Source organism: Streptococcus oralis (assembly GCF_026782285.1).
Taxonomy (GTDB): domain Bacteria; phylum Bacillota; class Bacilli; order Lactobacillales; family Streptococcaceae; genus Streptococcus; species Streptococcus oralis_CG.
Map to the genome: position 1 here is coordinate 274,701 of NZ_JAKUWG010000003.1, position 21,630 is coordinate 296,330.

The following is a 21,630-nucleotide window of genomic DNA, read 5'->3' on the forward strand; positions in this document are numbered from 1 at the left end:
AAGCCTGCAACATCCATGAGCTTTGACCATCATTTCTATTGCTTTTATTATTGTAGCAAATTGAGAAAATTTGTCAATCTAAATGTACTGACAAACCTGTCCATCTCGATAAGCATTGTCAATCAAGCCACCACCTAGACACTCTTCGCCATCGTAAAAGACAACTGCCTGTCCTGGTGTGATGGCGCGTTGCGGTTCCGCAAAGATGACCTCTGCCTTATCTCTTTTGACATGTACTGTCACCTTAGAATCAGGCTGACGGTAGCGGAATTTTGCTGTGCATTCTAGAGTAAATTCCTCTGGCATCTCACGAGTAAAGTGGACTTGACTGGCTTCTAGGCTGGTTGACATAAGCGAATCATGATAGAAACCTTGGCCGACATAGAGGATATTCTTGCTCAGGTCTTTTCCGACAACGAACCAAGGGGCATTGTCACCGCCGTGTTGCCCACCGATACCGAGTCCGCCACGCTGACCAATCGTATAATACATCAGACCTGCATGCTCACCCATATCGCGTCCATCCACAGTCATCATGCGACCTGGCTGAGCTGGCAGATAGTTGCTGAGAAAGTTTTTAAAGTTCTTTTCTCCGATAAAGCAAATTCCTGTCGAGTCTTTCTTCTTAGCAGTCGCAAGTCCTGCTTCTTCTGCGAGTCTGCGAACTTCAGGCTTTTCCAAATGTCCCAAGGGGAACATGGTTTTTTGGAGTTGTTCTTGCGAAAGTTGACTGAGGAAATAGGTCTGGTCCTTCCCATTGTCCACGCCACGAAGCATGTGAACGATGCCATCCTCATCACGCGCCACTCGAGCATAATGCCCAGTCGCTACATAGTCTGCACCCAAGGTCATAGCATAGTCCAAAAAGGCCTTGAACTTGATCTCCTTATTGCACATAACATCTGGATTTGGCGTGCGCCCTGCACGGTATTCCGCTAGGAAATACTCAAAAACGCGGTCCCAGTACTCTTTTTCAAAATTGACAGAGTAGTAGGGAATGCCAATCTGGTCTGCCACCGCAGCCACATCCTTATAATCTTCGGTCGCCGTACAGACGCCGTTTTCATCTGTGTCATCCCAGTTCTTCATGAAGATACCGATCACATCGTAGCCCTGCTCCTTGAGCAAGAGAGCCGTCACCGACGAATCAACACCACCACTCATCCCCACGACAACACGTGTTTTAGAGTTATCACTCATGGTAAGTCTCCCATCTATTCGTTTATTCATACCCTTCAAAATTCTATTTACTAAGACTTTCAATAGAATTTCTTCGAGTATAGTCTTTTCGTTTGCTTTTAGGAGTAAAATGGTCTGGGAGACCATTTTAGCCTATCATCTTAAAATGAAAATATGATAGGCAACGAGTCGCAGGCATAACTCGAGTTAGGTAAGACGAGTCAACGACGTAATAAAAGATAAACGAAATGACTAGTTCACGATTGAAGGTCGTGTGTGCTTCAACGATTGAAGGTCGCTTGAGCAGTATTCATTATAACACGCTTGGTTAGAGAAGACAAGAAAGAGGCTGATAAATCATCTCAACCTCTCTTTCTTACTTTGCAAACGAATCAATTCCCCCTTTAAGTTCTTTCTTCGCTTGTTCTATCTGGTATTTCACTTGCTCAAAGCCGGTTCCTCCTAAGGAATTCCGTCTCTGAACAGCGGTTTCTGGGCGCAAGTAGATATAAATATCCTCTTCAATCAAGGGATGGTAGACTTGCAACTCCTCCAAATCCCAATCTTGGATGTTTTTACCATGCTTGATAGAGTCTAGAACCAATTTCCCTACAATTTCATGCGCTTCTCTAAAAGGGAGCCCTTTTTCAGCCAAATAATCTGCCAGTTCGGTCGCATTCGAAAAATCATTCTCTGTTGACTCTTGCATTTTTTTCTTGTTTACCTGCATGCTAGATAGCATACCTGCCAACACATCCAGAGAATTCAAAATCGTTTCTACTGTATCAAACATGCCTTCCTTGTCCTCTTGCAAATCCTTATTATAGGCCAGAGGCAAAGACTTCATGACGGTCAATAGTCCAAGCAAGTGCCCGTAAACCCGTCCTGTCTTCCCTCGAATCAATTCGGCCATATCAGGATTTTTCTTCTGGGGCATGATAGACGAACCCGTTGAAAAGCTATCAGACAAGCTAATGTACTGATACTCAAAACTGCACCAATTGATGATTTCCTCACAAAAACGACTCATATGCATCATCAAAATGCTGGCATTTGACAGAAATTCCAAGATAAAATCACGGTCACTCACTGCGTCCAAGGAATTGGTATAGGGTTGTTGGAAACCCAGTAAATCACTCGATAATTGACGATTGATTGGAAAAGTTGTCCCTGCCAAGGCAGCCGCACCCAGTGGAGATAGGTCCGTATGTTTCAAGTTAAATGCAAAGCGCTCGCTATCCCTTTGGAACATATTGTAATAAGCCATGAGATGGTGGGCAAAACTAATCGGTTGGGCGTGCTGCAAATGAGTATAGCCTGGCATGATGGTTTCCACATGTTTTTCAGCCAAATCCAGCAAAACACCGTTCAGATTCGCCAACTTATCCAAGACATGGCCAAGCTGCTCCTTTAGATATAAGTGCATATCCGTTGCGACTTGGTCATTCCGAGAACGAGCCGTGTGCAATTTCCCAGCCAGAGGACCGATTTTCTCCATCAGCAACACTTCCATATTCATATGAATATCTTCATTTGCAATATCAAAATGAAGCTCTCCTGCCTCTAAATCTCGCAACAAAGCTTTCAGACCATCTTGGATCTGCTCTGCCTCTTCCAAGCTTAAAATGCCAGTCTGTCCTAGCATTTGAACATGAGCTAGGGAACCCATCAAATCAAATTTTGCCAGCTGATGATCAAAGGAAATACTCGCACCGAACTGTTCTACCCACTCTTCCACAGTGCCTTCAAATCGACCACCCCATAATTTTGTATTTTTCGGCATATCCTGTCGTCCCTTTCTATCGCATCACTACTCAACATTTTTCTGAACTTCTGAATAAACCTTAGTCGGAAGCCCCCAAAGCTTGATAAATCCAACAGCCGCATCTTGGTCAAAGGTATCCGCACTAGTATAAGTCGCCAAATTTTCATCGTAAAGAGAATTTGGAGATTTCCGCGCCACTACTTGGGCATTCCCCTTATAGAGTTTAACTTTTGCAGTTCCGTTGACAACTTTCTGTGTCTCCTTGATATAGGCAATCAAAGCCTGAGTTGCTGGGCTAAACCACAAGGCATTATAGATGAGATTGGACAACTCATTTTCGATAATAGGTTTGAAATGAGCCACTTCTCTCACAAGAGTCAAGTCCTCAATCTCCTTATGAGCTGCCAATAAAGTCACAGCACCTGGGCACTCATAAATCTCTCTTGACTTAATACCGACTAGGCGATTTTCCACATGGTCAATACGACCGACACCGTGTTTGCCTGCAATTTCATTTAGCTTTTGAATCAAATCCGCCACTTTCATCTTCTCACCATTGAGGGAGATGGGCACCCCACAGCTAAACTCAATATCAATAAATTCTGGACTGTCTGGCGCCTCTTCTGGCGAAGACGTGATTCCAAATGCTTCTTCTGGCGCTTGGTTCCAAGGGTTTTCCAAGACACCACATTCATTTGCGCGTCCCCAAAGATTTTGATCAACAGAGTAAGGATTGTCAAGGTCAGCAGGAACTGGAACGCCGTTTTCTTTGGCATATTGGATTTCTTCTTCACGAGACCATTTCCACTCACGAACAGGCGCAACTACCTTTAAATTGGGATCCAAAGCTGCAATAGAGACTTCAAACCGAACTTGGTCGTTTCCCTTACCTGTACAACCATGGGCAATTGTGGTTGCCCCCGTCTGATGAGCTATTTCAACGAGTTTTTTTGAAATAAGAGGGCGACTCAGAGCAGATACCAAGGGATACTTCTGTTCATAGTAGGCATGAGCCTGAAGGGCCACTAAAACATAGTCATTAGCAAATTCTTCCTTAACATCAATGACATAAGACTCAACAGCCCCAACCTTGAGAGCTTTATCGTGGATGAACTCCAAATCTTTTCCTTCACCCACATCCATACAAACAGCAATCACATCATAGTCTTTTTTTAACCACGTAATAGCAACTGATGTATCCAATCCACCTGAATAGGCTAAAATAACTTTTTCCTTACTCATTCCTCTTCCTTCTTTCTATTTTTCGATAGAGGCTTTAAAAGCATCGTCAATCAATTTGTCCAACTCCCCAGAATCCTTCAGCTTCTGGATGGTTTTGTCAACCGCTTCTTTCAATTCCTTACTGTCTTTTTTCATCGCAACAGCGTAGGAATCTTCTTTATCATTATCAACATCAAACTCAGCGATGGCTAGGTCTGGATTATTCTCTACATATCCTTTCGCCACTGGCTCCTCAAAGATAACCGCGTCCAGTTGCCCTGATTTCAAATCTGTTATCAAATTTCCATTTTTAGGAAGTGAAACGAGAGAAGAATTCTGCAAGGTTTCTTTGACCAAAGTCTCCTGTATCGAACCTTTCTGCGCTCCAACCTTTTTCTGAGCCAAATCCTTCACAGATTGGTAATTCGTTAATTCAGATTTTCTTACGATCACCTTATTTTTCGAAGTATAGTAGGGAATTGAAAAATTGTAAACTTGACTTCTCTCCTCCGTTTTAGAAATGCCTGATATGGCAAGATCGGCTTTACCTGAATCAAGACTAGCCAGTACATTGTCAAAACTCATTGGAGAGAACTCCACTTCCACACCTAGTTCCTTTGCGATGGCTTTGGCTAGCTCAACATCTGAACCTACAATCTGATTTTTCCCATCGACTAATTTCTGGTATTCAAATGGAGCAAACTCTGGATTTAGGGCCACCACCAATTTTCCTTTAGCTTTAATGGCTTCAACACCTTGGGACTGACTGTTACTACAAGCAAACAGTAAGGGGAACATAAGCAAACCAAACATCGTCATCAGCACCTTCTTTACTTTATTCATAGAAAACCTCCTCTTATTTTTATACTTTTAAATTGTATAAATAATACACTTCTCAAAAACATTTGTCAAGCCAAAACTGAATTTTATTTCATTTCAAACAAAAAAGCTTAGGGAAATTACATAAAAATGTTATCCCTAAGCGTATTTATACTATTCATTTTTTGGAAAAATATAATCACCCTATTAAATGTCAGACGACAGAGAGATAAACGAACTCCCTACATTCTCTTTCACAATTCAATGACTCGATGGCATTGTTGAGCCACATAGGCATCGTGGGTAACGATAATGACCGTTTTCCCTTCCTTGTTCATATCTAAGAGAAAGTTTAAAACTAAATCTCGATTTTCAGGATCTAAAGAACCGGTTGGTTCATCTGCTAACAGGAGCTGGCTGGGTTTTAAAATGGCTCTAGCAACTGCGATTCGCTGCTGTTCCCCTCCAGATAACTCTGAAACCTTTTGATGTAGAGTTGATGGCAACCCCACTCTCTCTAAAATTTCTTCTATCTTTTTAACTTTGTCCTTCTTAGACAATTTCACATACTTTAGAGCAAGCATGAGATTATACTCTACCGTTTCATTATCAATCAGAGCAAAGTTTTGAAACAGATAAGAGATATGTTCGCGGATAATCGCTTGCGACTTAACAGAATTGACAGGTACATTTTTCTGACCAAAAATTTCATAATGTCCACTGTAATCGCCATCTATCAAACCCAAGAGATTTAACAAGGTTGACTTGCCACTGCCACTCTTTCCAACGATGGCAACTAAATCTCCTTGGTTAATCTTTAGAGATAAGTTCTCCAAAATAACTTTTTTCCCAATGGTTTTCGTAACATTTTCCAACTTTATCATAAGTGATCCCCTTTCAATAACTGCGCCACATTTCGTTTTTCCATCTTAGAACCCAAGAAAAGTACAAACAGAATATCTAAGCATGTAAATCCTGCGAAAAGCACGAGTGGAAAAAGAGCATGAGCAAAGAATAACAAAACCATAAAAGGAAGGCTATAAACGGCTAATAGGAGACCCAGCAAGGAACGATACCGATCTATCAATTTCCAGCCCATAAACTTCTTGGTAATAATATCTGTTCGCTTCAATAAGAAAGTTGTTACTAGTAAGAAGTAGGAAATCATCATGCTAAGGAGACCAAACAAAGCAAAGAGTAGATTAAAATTCCGAACAGCATCTCGGTAAGAATCTACCTTCTCTTGTTGAATGGCTTGAATAGATGAAAACTTAAGATAGTTACCCTCTGATAATTTCTCAACTAACTCTGTAATCTCTTTTTGATGTTGAGCCGTATTTTCAATTTTAATCGGGTTATTTAAACCTGTTGTTGACAGAGAGGCTTTTTCATCCCACGTCATATCGGAATCATTGACCAAACTAATAATTGGATTGTAGAGATTTTCCTTTCGCTTATCATTATATGGAAAGAACGACCAATCTCCTTCGTAATAGGCAATCTCGACATCCATCTCCTCTATCGTTCGTTTTTGCTGCTCTTCATACTTCATCGAAAGATAGGCAATTAATTTCCCCAAGAGCTGATTTTTATCTTCTTCACCTTTCGTACTTGCTGGCATCAAAATAACTTTTTTAGTGCCGGTATCGGGTAGCTTGAATCCCTTGCTCTTTAGAAAATTGCGATTGGCATAGTAAACAGTTAGCATATCATCCAGTTGATACTGCTGCACTTGTTCTACAGTGGCAAAATTTTTTATAGGCAGGTTACTAGTTTGCGCATAGCCTGCCTGCGTTTTTTCTACCAAATCCTGATAAAATCGATAGAAATAATCCACTGCCTGCCCTGAGCCTGCCAACTGCTCTTGCCACAGGTTATCATTGAGTTGGAAGGTTTCTAAGGTCAGATAATTTCCTTGACTGATCCACTGTCTCTGGTAATCCAACTCTTTGTTTTCTTGCTCCAAACTTTTCCCCACCCCAATCAGTAAAATCGTCAATAAAATGGTGGTTCCAATTTTCATCAAATAATTAAATATCAAACCAAATTTGAAAGATGAAAAACCTTTCAGTAGAGAGCTGATTGTCATTTTTTGGATTAAGAGATAAGTCAACCAACTGATAAAGAGATAAAGTTGCAAAAGCAAAAAATGAGATAACCACAGCATAGGGAACAAATCTTTCGGCTTATAATCAAGCAAGAAACACACTCCTAGATTGATCACAAGCGCCCCACCTAGGAGGAGGTAAAGGTTGCCTTTCACAACATCAGCTAAAACAGCCCTATCTTGAAAACCAAGCAACTTTTGTACACCCACTCTTTTCATTTCCATCATCGGCTGATACACTGTTACTAACACAAGAAGTAAAATAGCCAAGACAAAAATGATGGCAGATAAAAGCAAATCTCGATTTATGACTTCCACTGCACTTTTGTAGGTCGGCTCTAGCAAGGTAGTCTGGTCTGTCTTGAAAAAATCACTCCACTTCTGTAAAATCTGATCCCTATCCATCTCTTGAGTCGAACTAATCGTATAGCGACCATTTAAACTACGAGATGTATCCTTGATATAGGTTTTAAAAGTCATAAGCTGAATAGGCTTGGCTTTTAGAAAGGTCGGAATCGTACCAAGTTTATTGGAAATTTCTTTATTACTATAGACTCCTTCACCATCTGTGGTAAAATCAAGAGAAGAAAGTCCAAACTCTTGGTAGGGGAAGGTATCTTTATCAAAAACACCAGACTTAATCACCTCATCACCACTGTCTGTTTTGATGATGGATACTTTGTATTCCTTTGATTCATCCTCAAAAAATCGAAGTACAGATGCTGCAGGTTCGTTAATATCTTTCAAATACAAATCCAAAGAATCTACAGTCTTTCCCATTTCCTGAATCCGAACCACTTCTCGTGTGTGGTTTACATTAAAAACCAAAAAAGTAGTACACAGAAGCAGGAGTAACATACAGAAATTACTGATTTTTTTCATAAAGATACCCCCTTAGTACTTTATCATCTTAGTCGTAGAATTTGTTAACCTTTTCACAGATTTATTTTAGATTTCTTTTTTACTTTTTATACTACTATGATACAATATTTTTAATCAATTTCTATTTTTTGTTAACTTTTTTCACACATAAGGAGGAGATCATGCGCTACGATTTTGGAAATGTTTATAAAGAAATCCGTGAGTCAAAAGGGTTGACCCAAGAAGATGTCTGTGGCAGCGTCCTTTCAAGAACCAGCCTATCAAAAATCGAAAGTGGCAAGACAACTCCTAAATATGAGAATATGGAGTTTCTTCTCCGGCAAGTCAATATGACCTTTGAAGAGTTTGACTATATTTGCCATCTCTATCAACCTAGCCAACGCACAGAAATTATGCAAACCTATCTCAATATGAGCTCAATCCTAGGGACTAGTGAACTCGAAAAACTATTTCAAAAATGTCAAGACTACCTCAAAACTCACCACGACCTCCCCATCAAAGAGATACGAGATATGCTAGAAATTGTTATCTATATCCGCCAAAATGGGACTAAAAAACTGTCAATCGAGGTTAACAATACTGTAAAGAAGCTATGGAAGAAGATAGAAAAGCAGGACACTTGGTACGAGAATGACTTAAAAATCCTCAATACCATTCTCTTTACCTTTCCTATAGAACATATCCATCTCATCACTGGAAAAATCTTGCAACGCTTAGAAGTCTATAAAAACTATCAACATTTATATGACTTGCGAATGGCAATCCTACTCAACCTCTCCACCATTTACTTATACAATCAAGATAAAAACATGTGCCAACAAATCTGCTACACTTTACTGGAGGATGCCAAGAACAAGAAAAGCTACGATAGGCTTGCTATCTGCTATGTCCGTATTGGGATTTGTACGGATGATGCTAAACTTATCCAAAAAGGTTTCTCTCTTCTGGAGCTAACCGATGAGACCTCCATGCTATCTCATCTCCAAAAAGAAGTAGAGACCTATTATCAACCGAAGGAAATATAAAAAAGTCGAGGAAATTCCTCGACTTTTCATATTATTCTGTTAGTTAGTTCTTAATACCAACCATTGTTAAGCCAGAAGTTCTTAGCAGCTGTCCATGAACCGTAACGTCCTGCAACATAGGCATCTGCTACACGTTCTTGGTTTTCAGCTGAGTAGTCACCGTTCAAGTATGAATCTGTCAATTGGTAACGTCCGATGTAACGTCCGTTTGTCGCTGTGTAGCTACCGCCTGATTCTTTTTGAGCGATCCATTCTTTGGCTTCTGCTTCAGATCCACTTACAGTTGAAGCTGTGTAACTTTTTTCTTCATAAGAAGTGCTGGTTGTCGCAGCTGGCGCTTCGTAAGTTGTTGTTTCAGTTATTTCTTCGTAAGTCGTAGTCTCTTCGATTGTTTCTCCTGTTGCAGCTGGCGCTTCATAAGTTTTCGCAGCTGGAGCTGTCCCTTCGATGACCAAAACTTGGTCCACAAAGATCAGATGAATATCCTCTATCTTGTTTTTTTCTGCCAATTTTTCAACAGTGGTGTTGTACTTCTCAGCGATTTCTGAAAGAGTGTCACCTGGTTTAACTGTATAAGTGATTGTTTCATCTGCAAAAGCAAGTGATGGTGCAAGGAAAGCAAGGAAAGTTGCTGCTCCTGCAAGAGTTAATTTGATTTTTTTAGTTGTTAATGTCATTTCTAAAAATTCTCCTTTTTACTATGCTTCTATCATACCGTTTGAATATTACCGTTTCTTGACGGTTTCGTGTAGAAATATTACAAAAATATTTTATATTTACTGAAACATTGATATTTTTGTCATAAAAGACAAGATTTTATACTATTTTTATCCATTTTTCCAGTTTTATAAGGGAAATAAGCACAGAACTTCATTCTTTGATATAATAGAAACAAGAATCTTTGTAAGGGGAAACAGATGCACTCACTTCGTTTTCAATCTGTCTTTGATATCATCGGCCCTGTCATGATTGGCCCATCAAGTAGTCATACAGCTGGGGCGGTTCGTATCGGAAAAATCGTGTCTTCTATCTTTGGTGATAGACCGACAGAGGTGGAATTCCAACTATTTAATTCATTTGCCAAAACCTACCGTGGCCACGGGACTGACCTAGCTCTCGTTGCAGGTATTTTAGGCATGGATACGGATAATCCCGACATTCCCAATAGCCTTGAGATTGCCCATAAGCGTGGTATCAAGATTGTCTGGACCATTCAGAAAGACAGCAACGCTCCTCACCCTAACACCACTAAAATTACTGTGAAGAATGAACACAAATCCATTAGTGTGACGGGGATTTCTATTGGTGGGGGAAATATCCAAGTTACGGAACTTAATGGTTTTGCCGTTTCTCTCAATATGAATACCCCGACCATCATCATCGTGCATCAGGATGTTCCGGGGATGATTGCCCATGTTACTGAAGCCCTCTCTCGTTTCGATATCAACATCGCTCAGATGAATGTGACTCGGGAAAAAGCTGGAGAAAAAGCCATCATGATCATCGAAGTCGATAGTCGAAGTTGCGAAGAGGCGATTGAAGAAATCCGAAAAATTCCTCATCTCCACAATGTCAATTTCTTTAAGTAGGAGGAAACATGTTTTATTCTATCAAAGAATTGGTTGAGCAAGCAGATCTAGACTTCCAAGGAAATGTCGCAGAACTCATGATCGCGACAGAATATGAACTGACCGGCCGGGAACGTGCAGAAGTTCTCCTCCTCATGGAGCGCAATCTAGAAGTCATGAAAGCCTCTGTTGAGCTCGGTCTTAGTGAAAACAAATCTCGTAGTGGCCTAACGGGTGGCGATGCAGCCAAGCTAGATCGTCATCTCAAAAGTGGCAAGGCCTTGTCGGACTTTACCATCCTATCAGCTGCCCGAAATGCCATCGCGGTCAATGAACACAACGCTAAAATGGGCTTGGTCTGCGCCACTCCAACCGCAGGAAGTGCTGGCTGTCTGCCTGCCGTTCTTACTGCAGCTATTCAAAAACTTGACCTCAGCCACGAAGAACAGCTGGATTTCCTCTTTGCTGCGGGTGCCTTTGGATTGGTTATCGCAAACAACGCTTCTATTTCAGGTGCTGAAGGTGGCTGCCAGGCCGAAGTTGGCTCTGCCTCTGCCATGAGTGCCGCAGCCTTGACCTTGGCTGCAGGTGGAACGCCCTATCAAGCTAGCCAAGCCATCGCTTTTGTCATTAAAAATATGCTAGGTCTCATCTGTGACCCCGTCGCTGGTTTGGTTGAGGTTCCCTGTGTCAAACGAAATGCCATGGGGGCTAGCTTTGCCTTTATCGCGGCAGATATGGCCTTGGCAGGTATTGAGTCTAAGATCCCTGTTGACGAAGTCATCGATGCCATGTACCAAGTCGGATCAAGCCTCCCAACTGCCTTCCGAGAAACGGCTGAGGGTGGACTCGCTGCCACACCTACTGGTCGTCGCCTACAAAAAGAAATCTTCGGAGAATAAACCTCATCTAATAGGAGAAACTATGTCATCAATCTCAGCCATCTTTTTCGATCTAGACGGAACACTCGTTGACAGTTCTATCGGGATCCACAATTCCTTTACTCATACCTTTGAACAACTGGGAGTCCCGACTCCTGATGCTAAAACCATTCGTGGTTTCATGGGTCCACCGCTTGAAACTAGCTTTGCAACTTGTCTCCCAAAGGAGCAAATCTCGGAAGCTGTTCAAACCTACCGTTCTTACTACAAGAAAAAAGGAATCCACGAAGCGCAACTCTTTCCTCGAATGACCGAATTGCTTCAAGAACTCTCACAAACCTATCCTCTCTATATCACCACAACAAAGAATACTCCTACTGCTCATGATATGACTAAAAATCTGGGAATTCATCATTTCTTTAACGGCATTTACGGTTCTAGTCCTGAAACACCACACAAGGCGGATGTCATCCGTTACGCCTTGCAGACACATCAACTCCCTGCAGACCGAGTCCTCATCATCGGGGACACCAAGTTTGATATGATCGGAGCCCAAGAAACTGGCATTAAAAAGTTCGCTGTCACTTGGGGATTTGGAGAAGAGGCTGATTTACTCAGCTATCAACCCGACTGGATTGCCCATACCATTGATGATATCATCAGTCAGCTATAACAAGCTAATAGCTTCAAACTACAGAGTAAAAAGACCAAGGTTCTGTCTATACAAAACCTTGGTCTTTGATTTATATTTAATTGTATGAGTCACTCTTACTCAGCATGAGTTGTTTCATTTGCAAAGGAAATGATTGCTTCTTTGAGCTCATCCCCACTGAGTGAACGGAACTCCTCAATTTTCTGATTGATGGCTTCTAGTGGCATGACATTTACCTTACCAACGAAAATCTTGTCCATAACTTGGTTATCAACCAATTCGGTCGAAACCAAGAGTTCCTCATAGAGTTTTTCACCCGGACGAATACCGACCTCAACGATTGAAATTTCACTTTCTGTGTGCCCGCTTAGAAGCACCATTTTCTTAGCCAAATCATAGATCTTGACTGGTTTGCCCATGTCAAGAATAAAGACTTCTCCGTCCTTGGCATAAGCCCCAGCATGGATTACTAGACGGCTAGCCTCTGGAATAGTCATGAAGTAACGTGTCATACGGAAGTCTGTCACCGTTACAGGGCCGCCTTCAGCAATCTGACGTTCAAAGACAGGAATCACGCTACCACGGCTCCCGAGAACATTCCCAAAACGGACTGCACAGTAGGTTGATTTGCTACGTTGGTTAAAGCCAGTGACAATCAACTCTGCCACGCGCTTGGTTGCACCCATAACATTCGGTGGATTGACCGCCTTGTCTGTCGAAATCATAACCATCTTAGGTACTTTGGCTACATCAACAGCCTTGGCAACATTGTAGGTTCCGAGGATATTGTTCTTGAAGGCTTCTTTTGGATTGCGTTCCATCATCGGAACGTGCTTGTGGGCAGCAGCATGGTAGACAATGGCTGGTTTGTACTGTTCAAACACCTGCAAGAGACGGTCATAATCCTGAATATCTGCAATAACAGGAACATAATCAATCCCTTGGAATGTACGGATCAATTCATGATAAACGAGGTAGATGGAATTTTCGCCATGTCCAAGCAAAATCACGCGTTCAGGATTGAAGCGACTAACCTGACGACAAATCTCCGAACCAATCGAACCGCCGGCTCCTGTCACCAAGATAGTCTTGCCTGTAAGCTCTGCACCAAGACGGGATTCGTCGAGACGAATTTCCTGACGCCCCAAAAGGTCTGTGATGTCAATTTTCTGGAAGCCACTACCTGATTGGTGAAGTCCCTGAACAACTGTCTCAACCTTGGGCATCTTGTAACATTTGATACCGAGTTTATTACACATCTGCAGGATACGTTCGTACTCTGACGGATCAAGCGAAGGGATGGCTACGATGACGCGCTCGATTTGGTGACGTTTGGCCAATTCAGGCAGATTATCATAAGAACCCAAAACGGAAATTCCACCTAGTTTTTGCCCTTTTTTCTTTTCATCATTATCCAAAATTCCCACTAACTCAAGGTCACTAGTTGGGTGTTGGTAGCTGTTCATAAAGAGGGCCCCACCATCACCAGCACCAATCAAGAAGGTACGGCGGTGTTCGCCCTCCCCACTACCCTGCTTGCGCTTAGAATAAATCAGCTGCCAAGTGATACGAGGGAGCAAGATGAGGAAAGTACTCAATAAGATAAAGAGTATGATGAACCGGATAGAAAATAGAGGAAGAAAGGCGTAGCAAAGTCCGTAAGAGACAATGCTACTGACGGTTACGCCAAAAAAGATTTTTAAGAAATCTGTGATTTTACTATAGCGACTAATACTCGCATTGAGCCCCCAAAATCCAATCATGATTTGATAGAAAAGGAAAGCCAAACCAGTATAGATAACATAGTCTACAGGTGCTGGGTTAATCAAGCCATAAAAGAGAATGTAAGACACGATGATGGAAACCACCATACTAATAATATCAAATACACCCCAGAACACCTGCTTTTGCTGTTTATTTAAAATTTCAACCAGATCAATTACATAATCTGTTAGTTTTTTATTCATAGGAATTTACTCTTTCTTAAAAGAATTTAAATATATTGTTATTATAACATTTTTTGGCTATTTTATCTTTTACAATACTATTTATTTTTTCTTAATAATTTTACAAAAATAAACTGACGTACAAAGCCTGGACAAAGTGCAACAATGGCCTGAATGGCTACACTTTTAGCATATTCCATGTAAGAAATTTGCCCTCGCTCAAGCATCCGTTGGCGAGCTTGACGATAGAGTCTGAGGTAGCGCAGACCGCCTCGACGTTCAAACATCCCTGCACCGACACGAACCTGACACAAGATCTGATCGAGGTTTCCAGTCTTGGCACCTGCGGCAATCATATTGAGCCAGAGGAGATCATCTTCCATATAAAGCCCATCTTCGTAGTTGCCCGCCTTGAGGACCATGTCCTTTTTGAACATGACTGTCATGTGGTTAAAGGCACTTCTCATCCTTTGGTAAGCTACAATGTCTGCGTGCTGAGTAGGAACACGACGGTAAGAAACAATCTCGTCAGGATTGTCAATAAATTCTGCAATATGTCCACCTAAGAGGTCAAGATTTTCCTGCTCCATTAGTTGGACTTGCTTTTCAAAGCGGTCAGCTACCGCTATATCATCTGTATCCATGCGAGCGATGATATCGTACTGACACTGTAAAACACCGTATCGAAGAGCCAAACCCAAACCTTGATTTTCTTCTAAGGGGCAACGCTTAACTGGAATCTCTGACTGCGCTTCCACTTCATCTAGCACCTGATAGAGTTCGGGCGTGAGCGGCCCGTCCTCAACAAGAACAAGCTCACTTGGTTTCAAGGTCTGGTTTTGAATACTCTTGATAGCATCTCTCAAAAATGTCGGATTTTCCTTTACATAGACCGACATCAAGACGCTGATTTTTTGCTTTTCAGACACAGTTTTTCTCCAATTTATAGATTTCCTTCCACTATTTTATCACAAAATTTCCTAGTTTCCTATTTTTATATCAAATCAAGAAAAATTCTGGTAAAGAAATCTGTCCCCTTTCACTCTATTTTCAGTTAAATCGTTCTAGCTTTCTTAGCAGTCCTCTCCTTGACATTGTAAGAAAAAAACCTTAAAATAAGCTGTTATTAAAATCATCCTATCGAGGTTTTTATGAAAAAACAATCACTCTTTTTTATCCTAGGAATTGTCTTAATCGGGACTGTTTTACGTTCTCCTTTTACTGCTTTACCAACTATTTTAGGAGATATCGCTCAGGGACTAGGAGTGGAGGTTAGTTCTCTTGGGATTTTAACCAGTCTCCCTCTCTTGATGTTTGCTCTTTTCTCTGCTTTTGCAAGCCGCTTGGCGCAAAAGATTGGACTGGAACACCTCTTCACTTACTGTCTCCTCCTCTTAACTGTTGGCTCTGTTATTCGGATTTTCAATCTTCCCCTTCTCTATCTAGGAACTCTGATCATCGGAGCAAGCATTGCGATCTTCAATGTACTCCTCCCAAGTATGATCCAGGCAAATCAGCCTCAAAAGATCAGTCTCCTAACAACGCTCTATGTCACTGCCATGGGAATTTCGACAGCCATCGCTTCTTATCTTTCGGTTCCTATCATCCAAGCTAGTTCTTGGAAAGGCTTAATCCTCGCTCTCAGCTTTCTCTGTCTAGTCACTCTGCTAGTCTGGTTGCCAAATTATCACCACAACCACTATCTAGAAGGACAGCAAGAAAAGAAATCGAAAGAGAATATTCTAAAAAGCAAATCTGTCTGGGCCATCATTGTCTTTGGCGGTCTTCAGTCCTTGCTCTTTTATACAAGCATGACCTGGTTGCCAACTATTGCCATTAGTGCTGGTCTTTCTAATAGTGATGCGGCTCTCCTCGCTTCTATCTTCTCGCTGATCAGCATTCCTTTTTCAATGACTGTTCCAAGTCTGACGACTCGTCTGTCTGATGGCCACCGTCGAATCATGCTGGCAATTATCTCTATCGCTGGTATGATAGGAATTGCCATGCTCTTGTATCCAAGTAGCAGCTTCCTCTACTGGTTAGTCGTCCATCTCTTGATTGGAACGGCCTGCAGCGCCCTCTTCCCCTACCTCATGGTTTGCTTTTCTCTTAAAACCAGTTCTCCTGAAAAGACAGCTCAGCTATCAGGACTAGCGCAAACAGGTGGATATATCTTAGCTGCTTTTGGACCTACCTTGTTTGGTTACAGTTTTGAACTTTTCCAATCTTGGATCCCAGCTGTCCTTGCCCTTCTAGCTGTTGATATCATCATGACCATCTCACTCTTTATGGTGGATCGAGCGGATAAGATCCTTTAATTTTTCTAAAATCTATCACAACCATAAACAATGCAAAGCCAGACTCTGTCTGGTTTTTTTGGTGCTTATATCAACAAAAAGCATCATCCATCTGTTAGCAGAAAGATGGCATTTTTGATATAATAAGATGTATAGACACTAATTGTCATAGGAAAAATAAATTGGTTTATAAGATAGCTACTATTTTAAGTGAGGTGCACAGGATGGATGAACTGAAATACAATTTGGATCAAAGTTTAGCAGAGTTAGATAAGCTCGTTGGCTTATCAGCCAAGGAGATAGATAAGACTGCCTGTGAAACTCTAGCAGAAAAAGCAAGAATAATTTATGAACAATATCCTGAATCAGAAGACATTGCGTTGCGGTATGCTATGATTTTGTTCAATTTGTCAGTTGAACAAGTAAATGTAGAAGAGAGAGGGAATACCGCTAATTTAGTCAAACAAATCTTTGAGAAGTTCAACCAGTCTGAAGATATTGCGTTACAATATGCTATGGCTTTAGTCAATTTGTCAGCTAAACAAGAAATTGCTGAGGAACTACTAAACACTGCTAATTCAATTAAACAGATTTTTGAGCAGTTCAAGGATTCTGAAGACATTGCGTTACGATATGCTATGGTTTTGTTCAATTTATCAATTGAACAAGTAAATATAGAAGAACTAGGCGATACTGCTAATTTAGTCAAACAAATTTTTGAGCAGTTTGAGCAGTCTGAAGACATTGCGTTACGATATGCTATGGTTTTATACAGTCTTTCAAACAGGCAAAATGATATCAAGGAGCATAAAGAAACCGTATCAAAAATAGAAATTTTAACCCTAAAGTTTCAACATTCTGAAGATATTGCGTTACAATATGCTATGGCTTTAGTCAATTTATCAGCTAAACAAGAAATTGTTGAGGAACTACTAAACACTGCTAATTCAGTCAAACAAATTTTTGAGCAGTTTAAACAGTCTGAAGACATTGCGTTACGATATGCTATGGCTTTAGTCAATTTGTCAGTTGAACAAGTAAATGTAGAAGAGAGAGAGAATACTGCTAATTCAGTCAAACAAATTTTTGAGCAGTTTCAGCAATCTGAAGACATTGCGTTACGATATGCTATGGCTTTAGTCAATTTGTCAGTTGAACAAGTAAATGTGGAAGAGAGAGAGAATACTGCTAATTCAGTCAAACAAATTTTTGAGCAGTTTCAGCAGTCTGAAGACATTGCGTTACGATATGCTATGGCTTTAGTCAATTTGTCAGCTAAACAAATAAATGTAAAGGAAATAGACGATACTGCTAATTCAGTCAAACAAATTTTCGAGCAGTTCAAGCAATCTGAAAGCATTGCGTTACGATATGCTATGGTTTTGTTCAATTTATCAATTGAACAAGTAAATATAGAAGAACTAGGCGATACTGCTAATTTAGTCAAACAAATTTTTGAGCAGTTTCAGCAGTCTGAAGACATTGCGTTACGATATGCTATGGCTTTAGTCAATTTGTCAGTTGAACAAGTAAATGTAGAAGAGAGAGAGAATACTGCTAATTTAGTCAAACAAATTTTTGAGCAGTTCAAGCAATCTGAAAATATTGCGTTACGATATGCTATGGCTTTATACAATCTTTCAAACAGACAAAATGATGTCGAAGAGCGTAAAGAAACCATATCAAAAATAGAAACTTTAACCCTAAAGTTTCAACATTCTGAAGACATTGCGTTACGATATGCTACAGCTTTAGTTAATTTGTCAGCTAAACAAAGAAATGTAGAAGAGAGGGGAAGTACCACTAATTTAGTCAAAGAAATTTTTGAACGGTTTACGGATTCTGAAGACATTGCTTTACAATATGCTAAAGTTTTATTTAATCTAGAAATGCTTCAAAATGAAAGAGTTAAAAAAGACGATACAGTTAAACAAATATTAGCTATCCTAACAAATCTCTCTAGCGTTGAAATATTTAAAATTGTAGTGGAAATATTAGAAAAAAATCCTGATACTCCATTAGATACAAACAATACTCCATCCACTAGCCTCACAAAAATTTTAGATAAACTATGTTTTTATTCCAATGATGATTTTGACAGAAAACTACTAATTCGGGCTTTAAATCTTGACCTTGTTATAAATACAAAATACGATATTTTAAAGGATTGGATAAAACACTATAAAGATGATGAGAATAAGCTCAATCAGTTAATAGATATCTACAGAATTGTTCAAGATATCAAGTATCAACTTGGCTTGAAAGCAAAAGATAAAAATTCGAATCTTAAATTTGGTCATTATACCAAAGGAAAAACTCTCCAAAATTTATTAGATCAAGATACAGGAAATACAGATGATACAAAATTTTCCGTATCTGGAAAAACTCGTTTGTATAATGCCAATTATATGAACGACCCCGAGGAAGGGGTAGTTATCGAAGAAATATTGGACCCTAGCAAAGATGGGGAAATAACATCCTACTTCGAAAAGCGAAATATTTTAGATCCTAGTCCATGGTTTTTAATGAGCTTCACCAGTAAAACAGATGACTTGACTATGTGGTCCCAATACGGCGATGATGCACAGGGTGTTTGTCTGGTACTTAAGGAAGATGATTTCTCAAGATTTACTTCTTTCAATGATGTTTTATGGCGTCAAGAAGCTATTCCCCTAGAGAATATGAATCAAATGGATTCCACCATATCGTACCTAGATAGTGATTTAAAAACCTCAGCAAACGAATCCAAGAAAAAGGAGTCAACTTTTTCTGCCAATGTTGAAGAGGCGCAGCCACAACCTGAAAAAAAAGATAAGGTCGCTAAAGGGAATATTGATTATCTCTATAGAATAGCCTATGTTAAAAATACAGTTGAAGACTTTGAACTAGAAAAAACAGAACTCTTTGATGACAATGAAATTACAAAATTAAAAGAATCTGTAAATAATTTAAAACAAAAATTGTATGAGAGAGTGAATGATAATGATGATTTTTGTAAAGAAGCTATCTCCAATTGTATCGAAGAAATTCGTTACTTGTTTAAATCTGTAGATTATAAATATGAAAACGAACTGCGTATCTTACGCTATGCTAATCTAGATCCAAGTAATGATAAAATCAAAATTGATAAAACCTCTGGGATAGGCAAACTTTATGTAGAACGTGAAAATTCAATCCAAATCGATGAAGTCATTTTCGGTCCTAAGTTTCCAAATCCTGAATACGTTACTCCTTTATTGAAACTTTTGGATAAGGAAATTAACTATAAGAAGTCTACGATAAAATTTAGATAAAAGCTAACAACATCCCCTAAACTTCTAGTTTTTGCTAGGAGTTTTTTATATATAAAATTTTTATACATATTTCTTGACAGGGCTTTCATATTGAGATACAATATATTTGAAAAGAGTATATATAAAATTTTTATATAATATAAAGGAGGTTTCCCATGTACTTCCCAACATCCTCTGCCTTGATCGAGTTTCTCATCTTGGCTGTACTGGAGCAGGGGGATTCTTATGGTTATGAGATTAGCCAAACCATTAAGCTCATCGCCAATATCAAAGAATCTACGCTCTATCCCATTCTCAAAAAATTGGAAGCCAGTGGCTTTCTAACCACCTACTCTAGAGAGTTTCAGGGGCGTATGCGCAAATACTACTCCTTGACCAATCGGGGCGTAGAGCAGCTCGTTACTCTAAAGGAAGAGTGGACGCTCTATACCGACACCGTCAACGGCATCATAGAAGGGAGTATCCGCCATGACAAGAACTGACTATCTGACTCAGTTAGAAACCTATCTCCATAAACTACCTGAAGCTGACCGCATCGAAGCTATGGACTACTTTAAGGAACTATTTGACGATGCAGGTTCAGAGGGCGAAGAGGAACTCATTGCCAGTCTAGGAACACCAAAAGAAGCGGCTCATGATGTCCTCTCTAACCTCCTCGACAAAAAAGTCAATGAAGCCCCTGCTCAAAAAAATGATCGCCAACTGCTACACATTGCCCTCTTGGCCTTACTAGCAGCCCCTATCGGCATTCCTGTTGGAATTGCAATTATCTTAACCATTATCGGGCTTTTTATCGCGGCGGTCGCTGTCATTCTAGCCTTCTTTACCGTCTCTGTGACGGGAATCCTGCTGGGCGGACTCTTTATCGTAGAAAGTTTTAGCATCCTAGTAGAAGCTAAATCTGCCTTTATCTTAATTTTCGGGGCTGGTTTGCTTGCTATCGGTGCTTCTTCTCTTGTTCTACTAGGCATCTCCTATGTAGCTCGTTTCTTTGGCCTTCTGGTCGTCCGCTTGGTGCAATGGATTCTAAAAAAAGGAAAGAGAGGTGACAGACATGCGTAAATTGACGAAAGGTTTTCTCATCTTTGGTGTGGTTTCTACAATCCTCGGTTTTATCATGATCATTGTAGGTGCCCAGTCCAATGGTATTCAAAGTTTGCTTGCCATGTCAAAAGACCCCGTCTATGACAATCGTATCGAAGAAGTGACCTTTGGAAATGAAGTGGAAAAACTTGATTTAGCCCTTGAGGAACATAGCCTAACCATCACAGAGTCTGTAGATGACAAGATCCACATCACCTATCATCCTTCCGTGTCTGGTCGTCACGATTTAACTACTGGCATGAGTGACAAAACACTGAGCGTCACTGACAAACAAGCCTCCCAACATCGCTTTCTAGGTTCAGGAATCGAAGGCCTACTTCGTATTGCCAGCAGTTATTCTCACCGTTTTGACGAAGTAGTTCTCTCCCTACCGAAAGGAAGAAAGCTGCAAGCTATCACCGTCTCAGCCAATCGTGGACAAACTAATATTCGTCAAGCCAACCTTGAAAATGCGACAATCAAAACAAAAGGCTACCACTTAAGAATAACAGAAAGCTCCATCAAGAACAGTACACTAACGACACCTAGTATTATCAATATTTTTGATACAGAATTGACAGATAGTCAAGTCAAGACGGAGGGGGGGCATATCTATACTGAAAATATCAAGGTCCGCGGTAAGGTTGAGCTGAACTCTCATAATGACTTAACACTCTTTCTTTCTAAGACAGAATTCGATCGTATCAATCTAGACATTTCTTCTAAGCATGGCGGTATTTATCGTAAAGCACAAAGAGAACACCCTAAACAAAAAGACAATGAACTTGCCAACCCCTACAAGACAGACAAAGCAGATGTTAAGGATATACTCATTATAAAAGCCAATCAGGATATCTACCTACCCAAGGAGGAAGAGTACTCTGCTGCATCTAGGAACCATTGACAAAAACG

18 protein-coding genes are annotated in these 21,630 nt (G+C 40.3%); 9 read left to right on the forward strand and 9 right to left on the reverse strand.

The window, feature by feature from the left end:
* Positions 1 to 78 precede the first annotated feature (78 nt).
* From mnmA to MK403_RS03715, 6 genes are all read right to left on the reverse strand, one after another.
* A complete protein-coding gene (gene mnmA / locus MK403_RS03690) occupies positions 79 to 1,200 on the reverse strand; it encodes a tRNA 2-thiouridine(34) synthase MnmA (RefSeq protein WP_268709053.1) in 1,122 nt (373 codons plus the stop codon).
* Positions 1,201 to 1,555: 355 nt separating this feature from the next.
* On the reverse strand, positions 1,556 to 2,962 hold the full coding sequence (gene argH / locus MK403_RS03695) for an argininosuccinate lyase (protein WP_268708980.1): 1,407 nt from the start codon (positions 2,960 to 2,962) through the stop codon (positions 1,556 to 1,558).
* Between the two features lie 27 nt (positions 2,963 to 2,989).
* On the reverse strand, positions 2,990 to 4,186 hold the full coding sequence (locus MK403_RS03700) for an argininosuccinate synthase (protein WP_000031908.1): 1,197 nt from the start codon (positions 4,184 to 4,186) through the stop codon (positions 2,990 to 2,992).
* A gap of 15 nt (positions 4,187 to 4,201) precedes the next feature.
* The gene (locus MK403_RS03705; RefSeq protein ID WP_125424963.1) at positions 4,202 to 5,008 is read right to left on the reverse strand and encodes an ABC transporter substrate-binding protein; all 807 of its coding nucleotides are present in this window, start codon (positions 5,006 to 5,008) and stop codon (positions 4,202 to 4,204) included.
* A 230-nt stretch (positions 5,009 to 5,238) separates the two neighbouring features.
* Complete coding sequence (locus MK403_RS03710) at positions 5,239 to 5,868, reverse strand: ABC transporter ATP-binding protein (protein WP_057488862.1); 630 nt, start codon at positions 5,866 to 5,868, stop codon at positions 5,239 to 5,241.
* Positions 5,865 to 7,973, reverse strand: coding sequence for a bacteriocin-associated integral membrane family protein (locus tag MK403_RS03715; RefSeq protein ID WP_268708981.1), 2,109 nt, complete (start codon positions 7,971 to 7,973; stop codon positions 5,865 to 5,867). Before MK403_RS03715 ends, MK403_RS03710 begins: the two co-directional genes overlap by 4 nt.
* A gap of 161 nt (positions 7,974 to 8,134) precedes the next feature.
* Between MK403_RS03715 and MK403_RS03720 the strand changes: the two genes are divergently transcribed.
* Positions 8,135 to 8,998, forward strand: a complete 864-nt coding sequence (locus MK403_RS03720) for a helix-turn-helix domain-containing protein (RefSeq protein WP_223326988.1) — start codon at positions 8,135 to 8,137, stop codon at positions 8,996 to 8,998.
* A gap of 50 nt (positions 8,999 to 9,048) precedes the next feature.
* Here MK403_RS03720 and apf read toward each other — a convergent pair whose 3' ends face one another.
* Positions 9,049 to 9,675, reverse strand: coding sequence for an aggregation-promoting factor (gene apf, locus MK403_RS03725; protein WP_223326987.1), 627 nt, complete (start codon positions 9,673 to 9,675; stop codon positions 9,049 to 9,051).
* Between the two features lie 240 nt (positions 9,676 to 9,915).
* Between apf and sdaAB the strand changes: the two genes are divergently transcribed.
* The 3 genes from sdaAB to MK403_RS03740 are packed head-to-tail and all read left to right on the forward strand — an operon-like array spanning position 9,916 to position 12,120.
* The gene (sdaAB, locus tag MK403_RS03730) at positions 9,916 to 10,587 is read left to right on the forward strand and encodes an L-serine ammonia-lyase, iron-sulfur-dependent subunit beta (protein WP_268708982.1); all 672 of its coding nucleotides are present in this window, start codon (positions 9,916 to 9,918) and stop codon (positions 10,585 to 10,587) included.
* Positions 10,588 to 10,595: 8 nt separating this feature from the next.
* Positions 10,596 to 11,468, forward strand: coding sequence for an L-serine ammonia-lyase, iron-sulfur-dependent, subunit alpha (gene sdaAA / locus MK403_RS03735; RefSeq protein WP_038805886.1), 873 nt, complete (start codon positions 10,596 to 10,598; stop codon positions 11,466 to 11,468).
* Positions 11,469 to 11,490: 22 nt separating this feature from the next.
* A complete protein-coding gene (locus MK403_RS03740) occupies positions 11,491 to 12,120 on the forward strand; it encodes an HAD hydrolase-like protein (RefSeq protein WP_268708983.1) in 630 nt (209 codons plus the stop codon).
* A gap of 95 nt (positions 12,121 to 12,215) precedes the next feature.
* Here the strand turns inward: MK403_RS03740 and MK403_RS03745 are convergent, their stop codons facing one another.
* The gene (locus tag MK403_RS03745) at positions 12,216 to 14,066 is read right to left on the reverse strand and encodes a nucleoside-diphosphate sugar epimerase/dehydratase (RefSeq protein WP_268708984.1); all 1,851 of its coding nucleotides are present in this window, start codon (positions 14,064 to 14,066) and stop codon (positions 12,216 to 12,218) included.
* A gap of 77 nt (positions 14,067 to 14,143) precedes the next feature.
* Positions 14,144 to 14,974, reverse strand: a complete 831-nt coding sequence (locus MK403_RS03750; protein ID WP_268708985.1) for a glycosyltransferase — start codon at positions 14,972 to 14,974, stop codon at positions 14,144 to 14,146.
* Positions 14,975 to 15,196: 222 nt separating this feature from the next.
* Between MK403_RS03750 and MK403_RS03755 the strand changes: the two genes are divergently transcribed.
* The 5 genes from MK403_RS03755 to MK403_RS03775 all read left to right on the forward strand — a co-directional run bounded on the left by MK403_RS03755 (position 15,197) and on the right by MK403_RS03775 (position 21,622).
* Positions 15,197 to 16,363, forward strand: a complete 1,167-nt coding sequence (locus tag MK403_RS03755; protein ID WP_268708986.1) for a CynX/NimT family MFS transporter — start codon at positions 15,197 to 15,199, stop codon at positions 16,361 to 16,363.
* 203 nt (positions 16,364 to 16,566) lie between these two features.
* On the forward strand, positions 16,567 to 19,635 hold the full coding sequence (locus MK403_RS03760) for a DUF2971 domain-containing protein (RefSeq protein ID WP_268708987.1): 3,069 nt from the start codon (positions 16,567 to 16,569) through the stop codon (positions 19,633 to 19,635).
* Positions 19,636 to 19,790: 155 nt separating this feature from the next.
* Positions 19,791 to 20,117, forward strand: a complete 327-nt coding sequence (locus MK403_RS03765) for a PadR family transcriptional regulator (RefSeq protein ID WP_000273860.1) — start codon at positions 19,791 to 19,793, stop codon at positions 20,115 to 20,117.
* Positions 20,104 to 20,697: a DUF1700 domain-containing protein gene (locus tag MK403_RS03770; protein ID WP_268708988.1), complete on the forward strand. Its 594-nt coding sequence runs from the start codon at positions 20,104 to 20,106 to the stop codon at positions 20,695 to 20,697. Before MK403_RS03765 ends, MK403_RS03770 begins: the two co-directional genes overlap by 14 nt.
* Positions 20,690 to 21,622 (forward strand): DUF4097 family beta strand repeat-containing protein, encoded by a 933-nt coding sequence (locus tag MK403_RS03775; protein WP_268708989.1) that lies wholly within the window; start codon positions 20,690 to 20,692, stop codon positions 21,620 to 21,622. The genes MK403_RS03770 and MK403_RS03775 overlap by 8 nt, the downstream gene beginning before the upstream one ends.
* Positions 21,623 to 21,630: the final 8 nt, after the last annotated feature.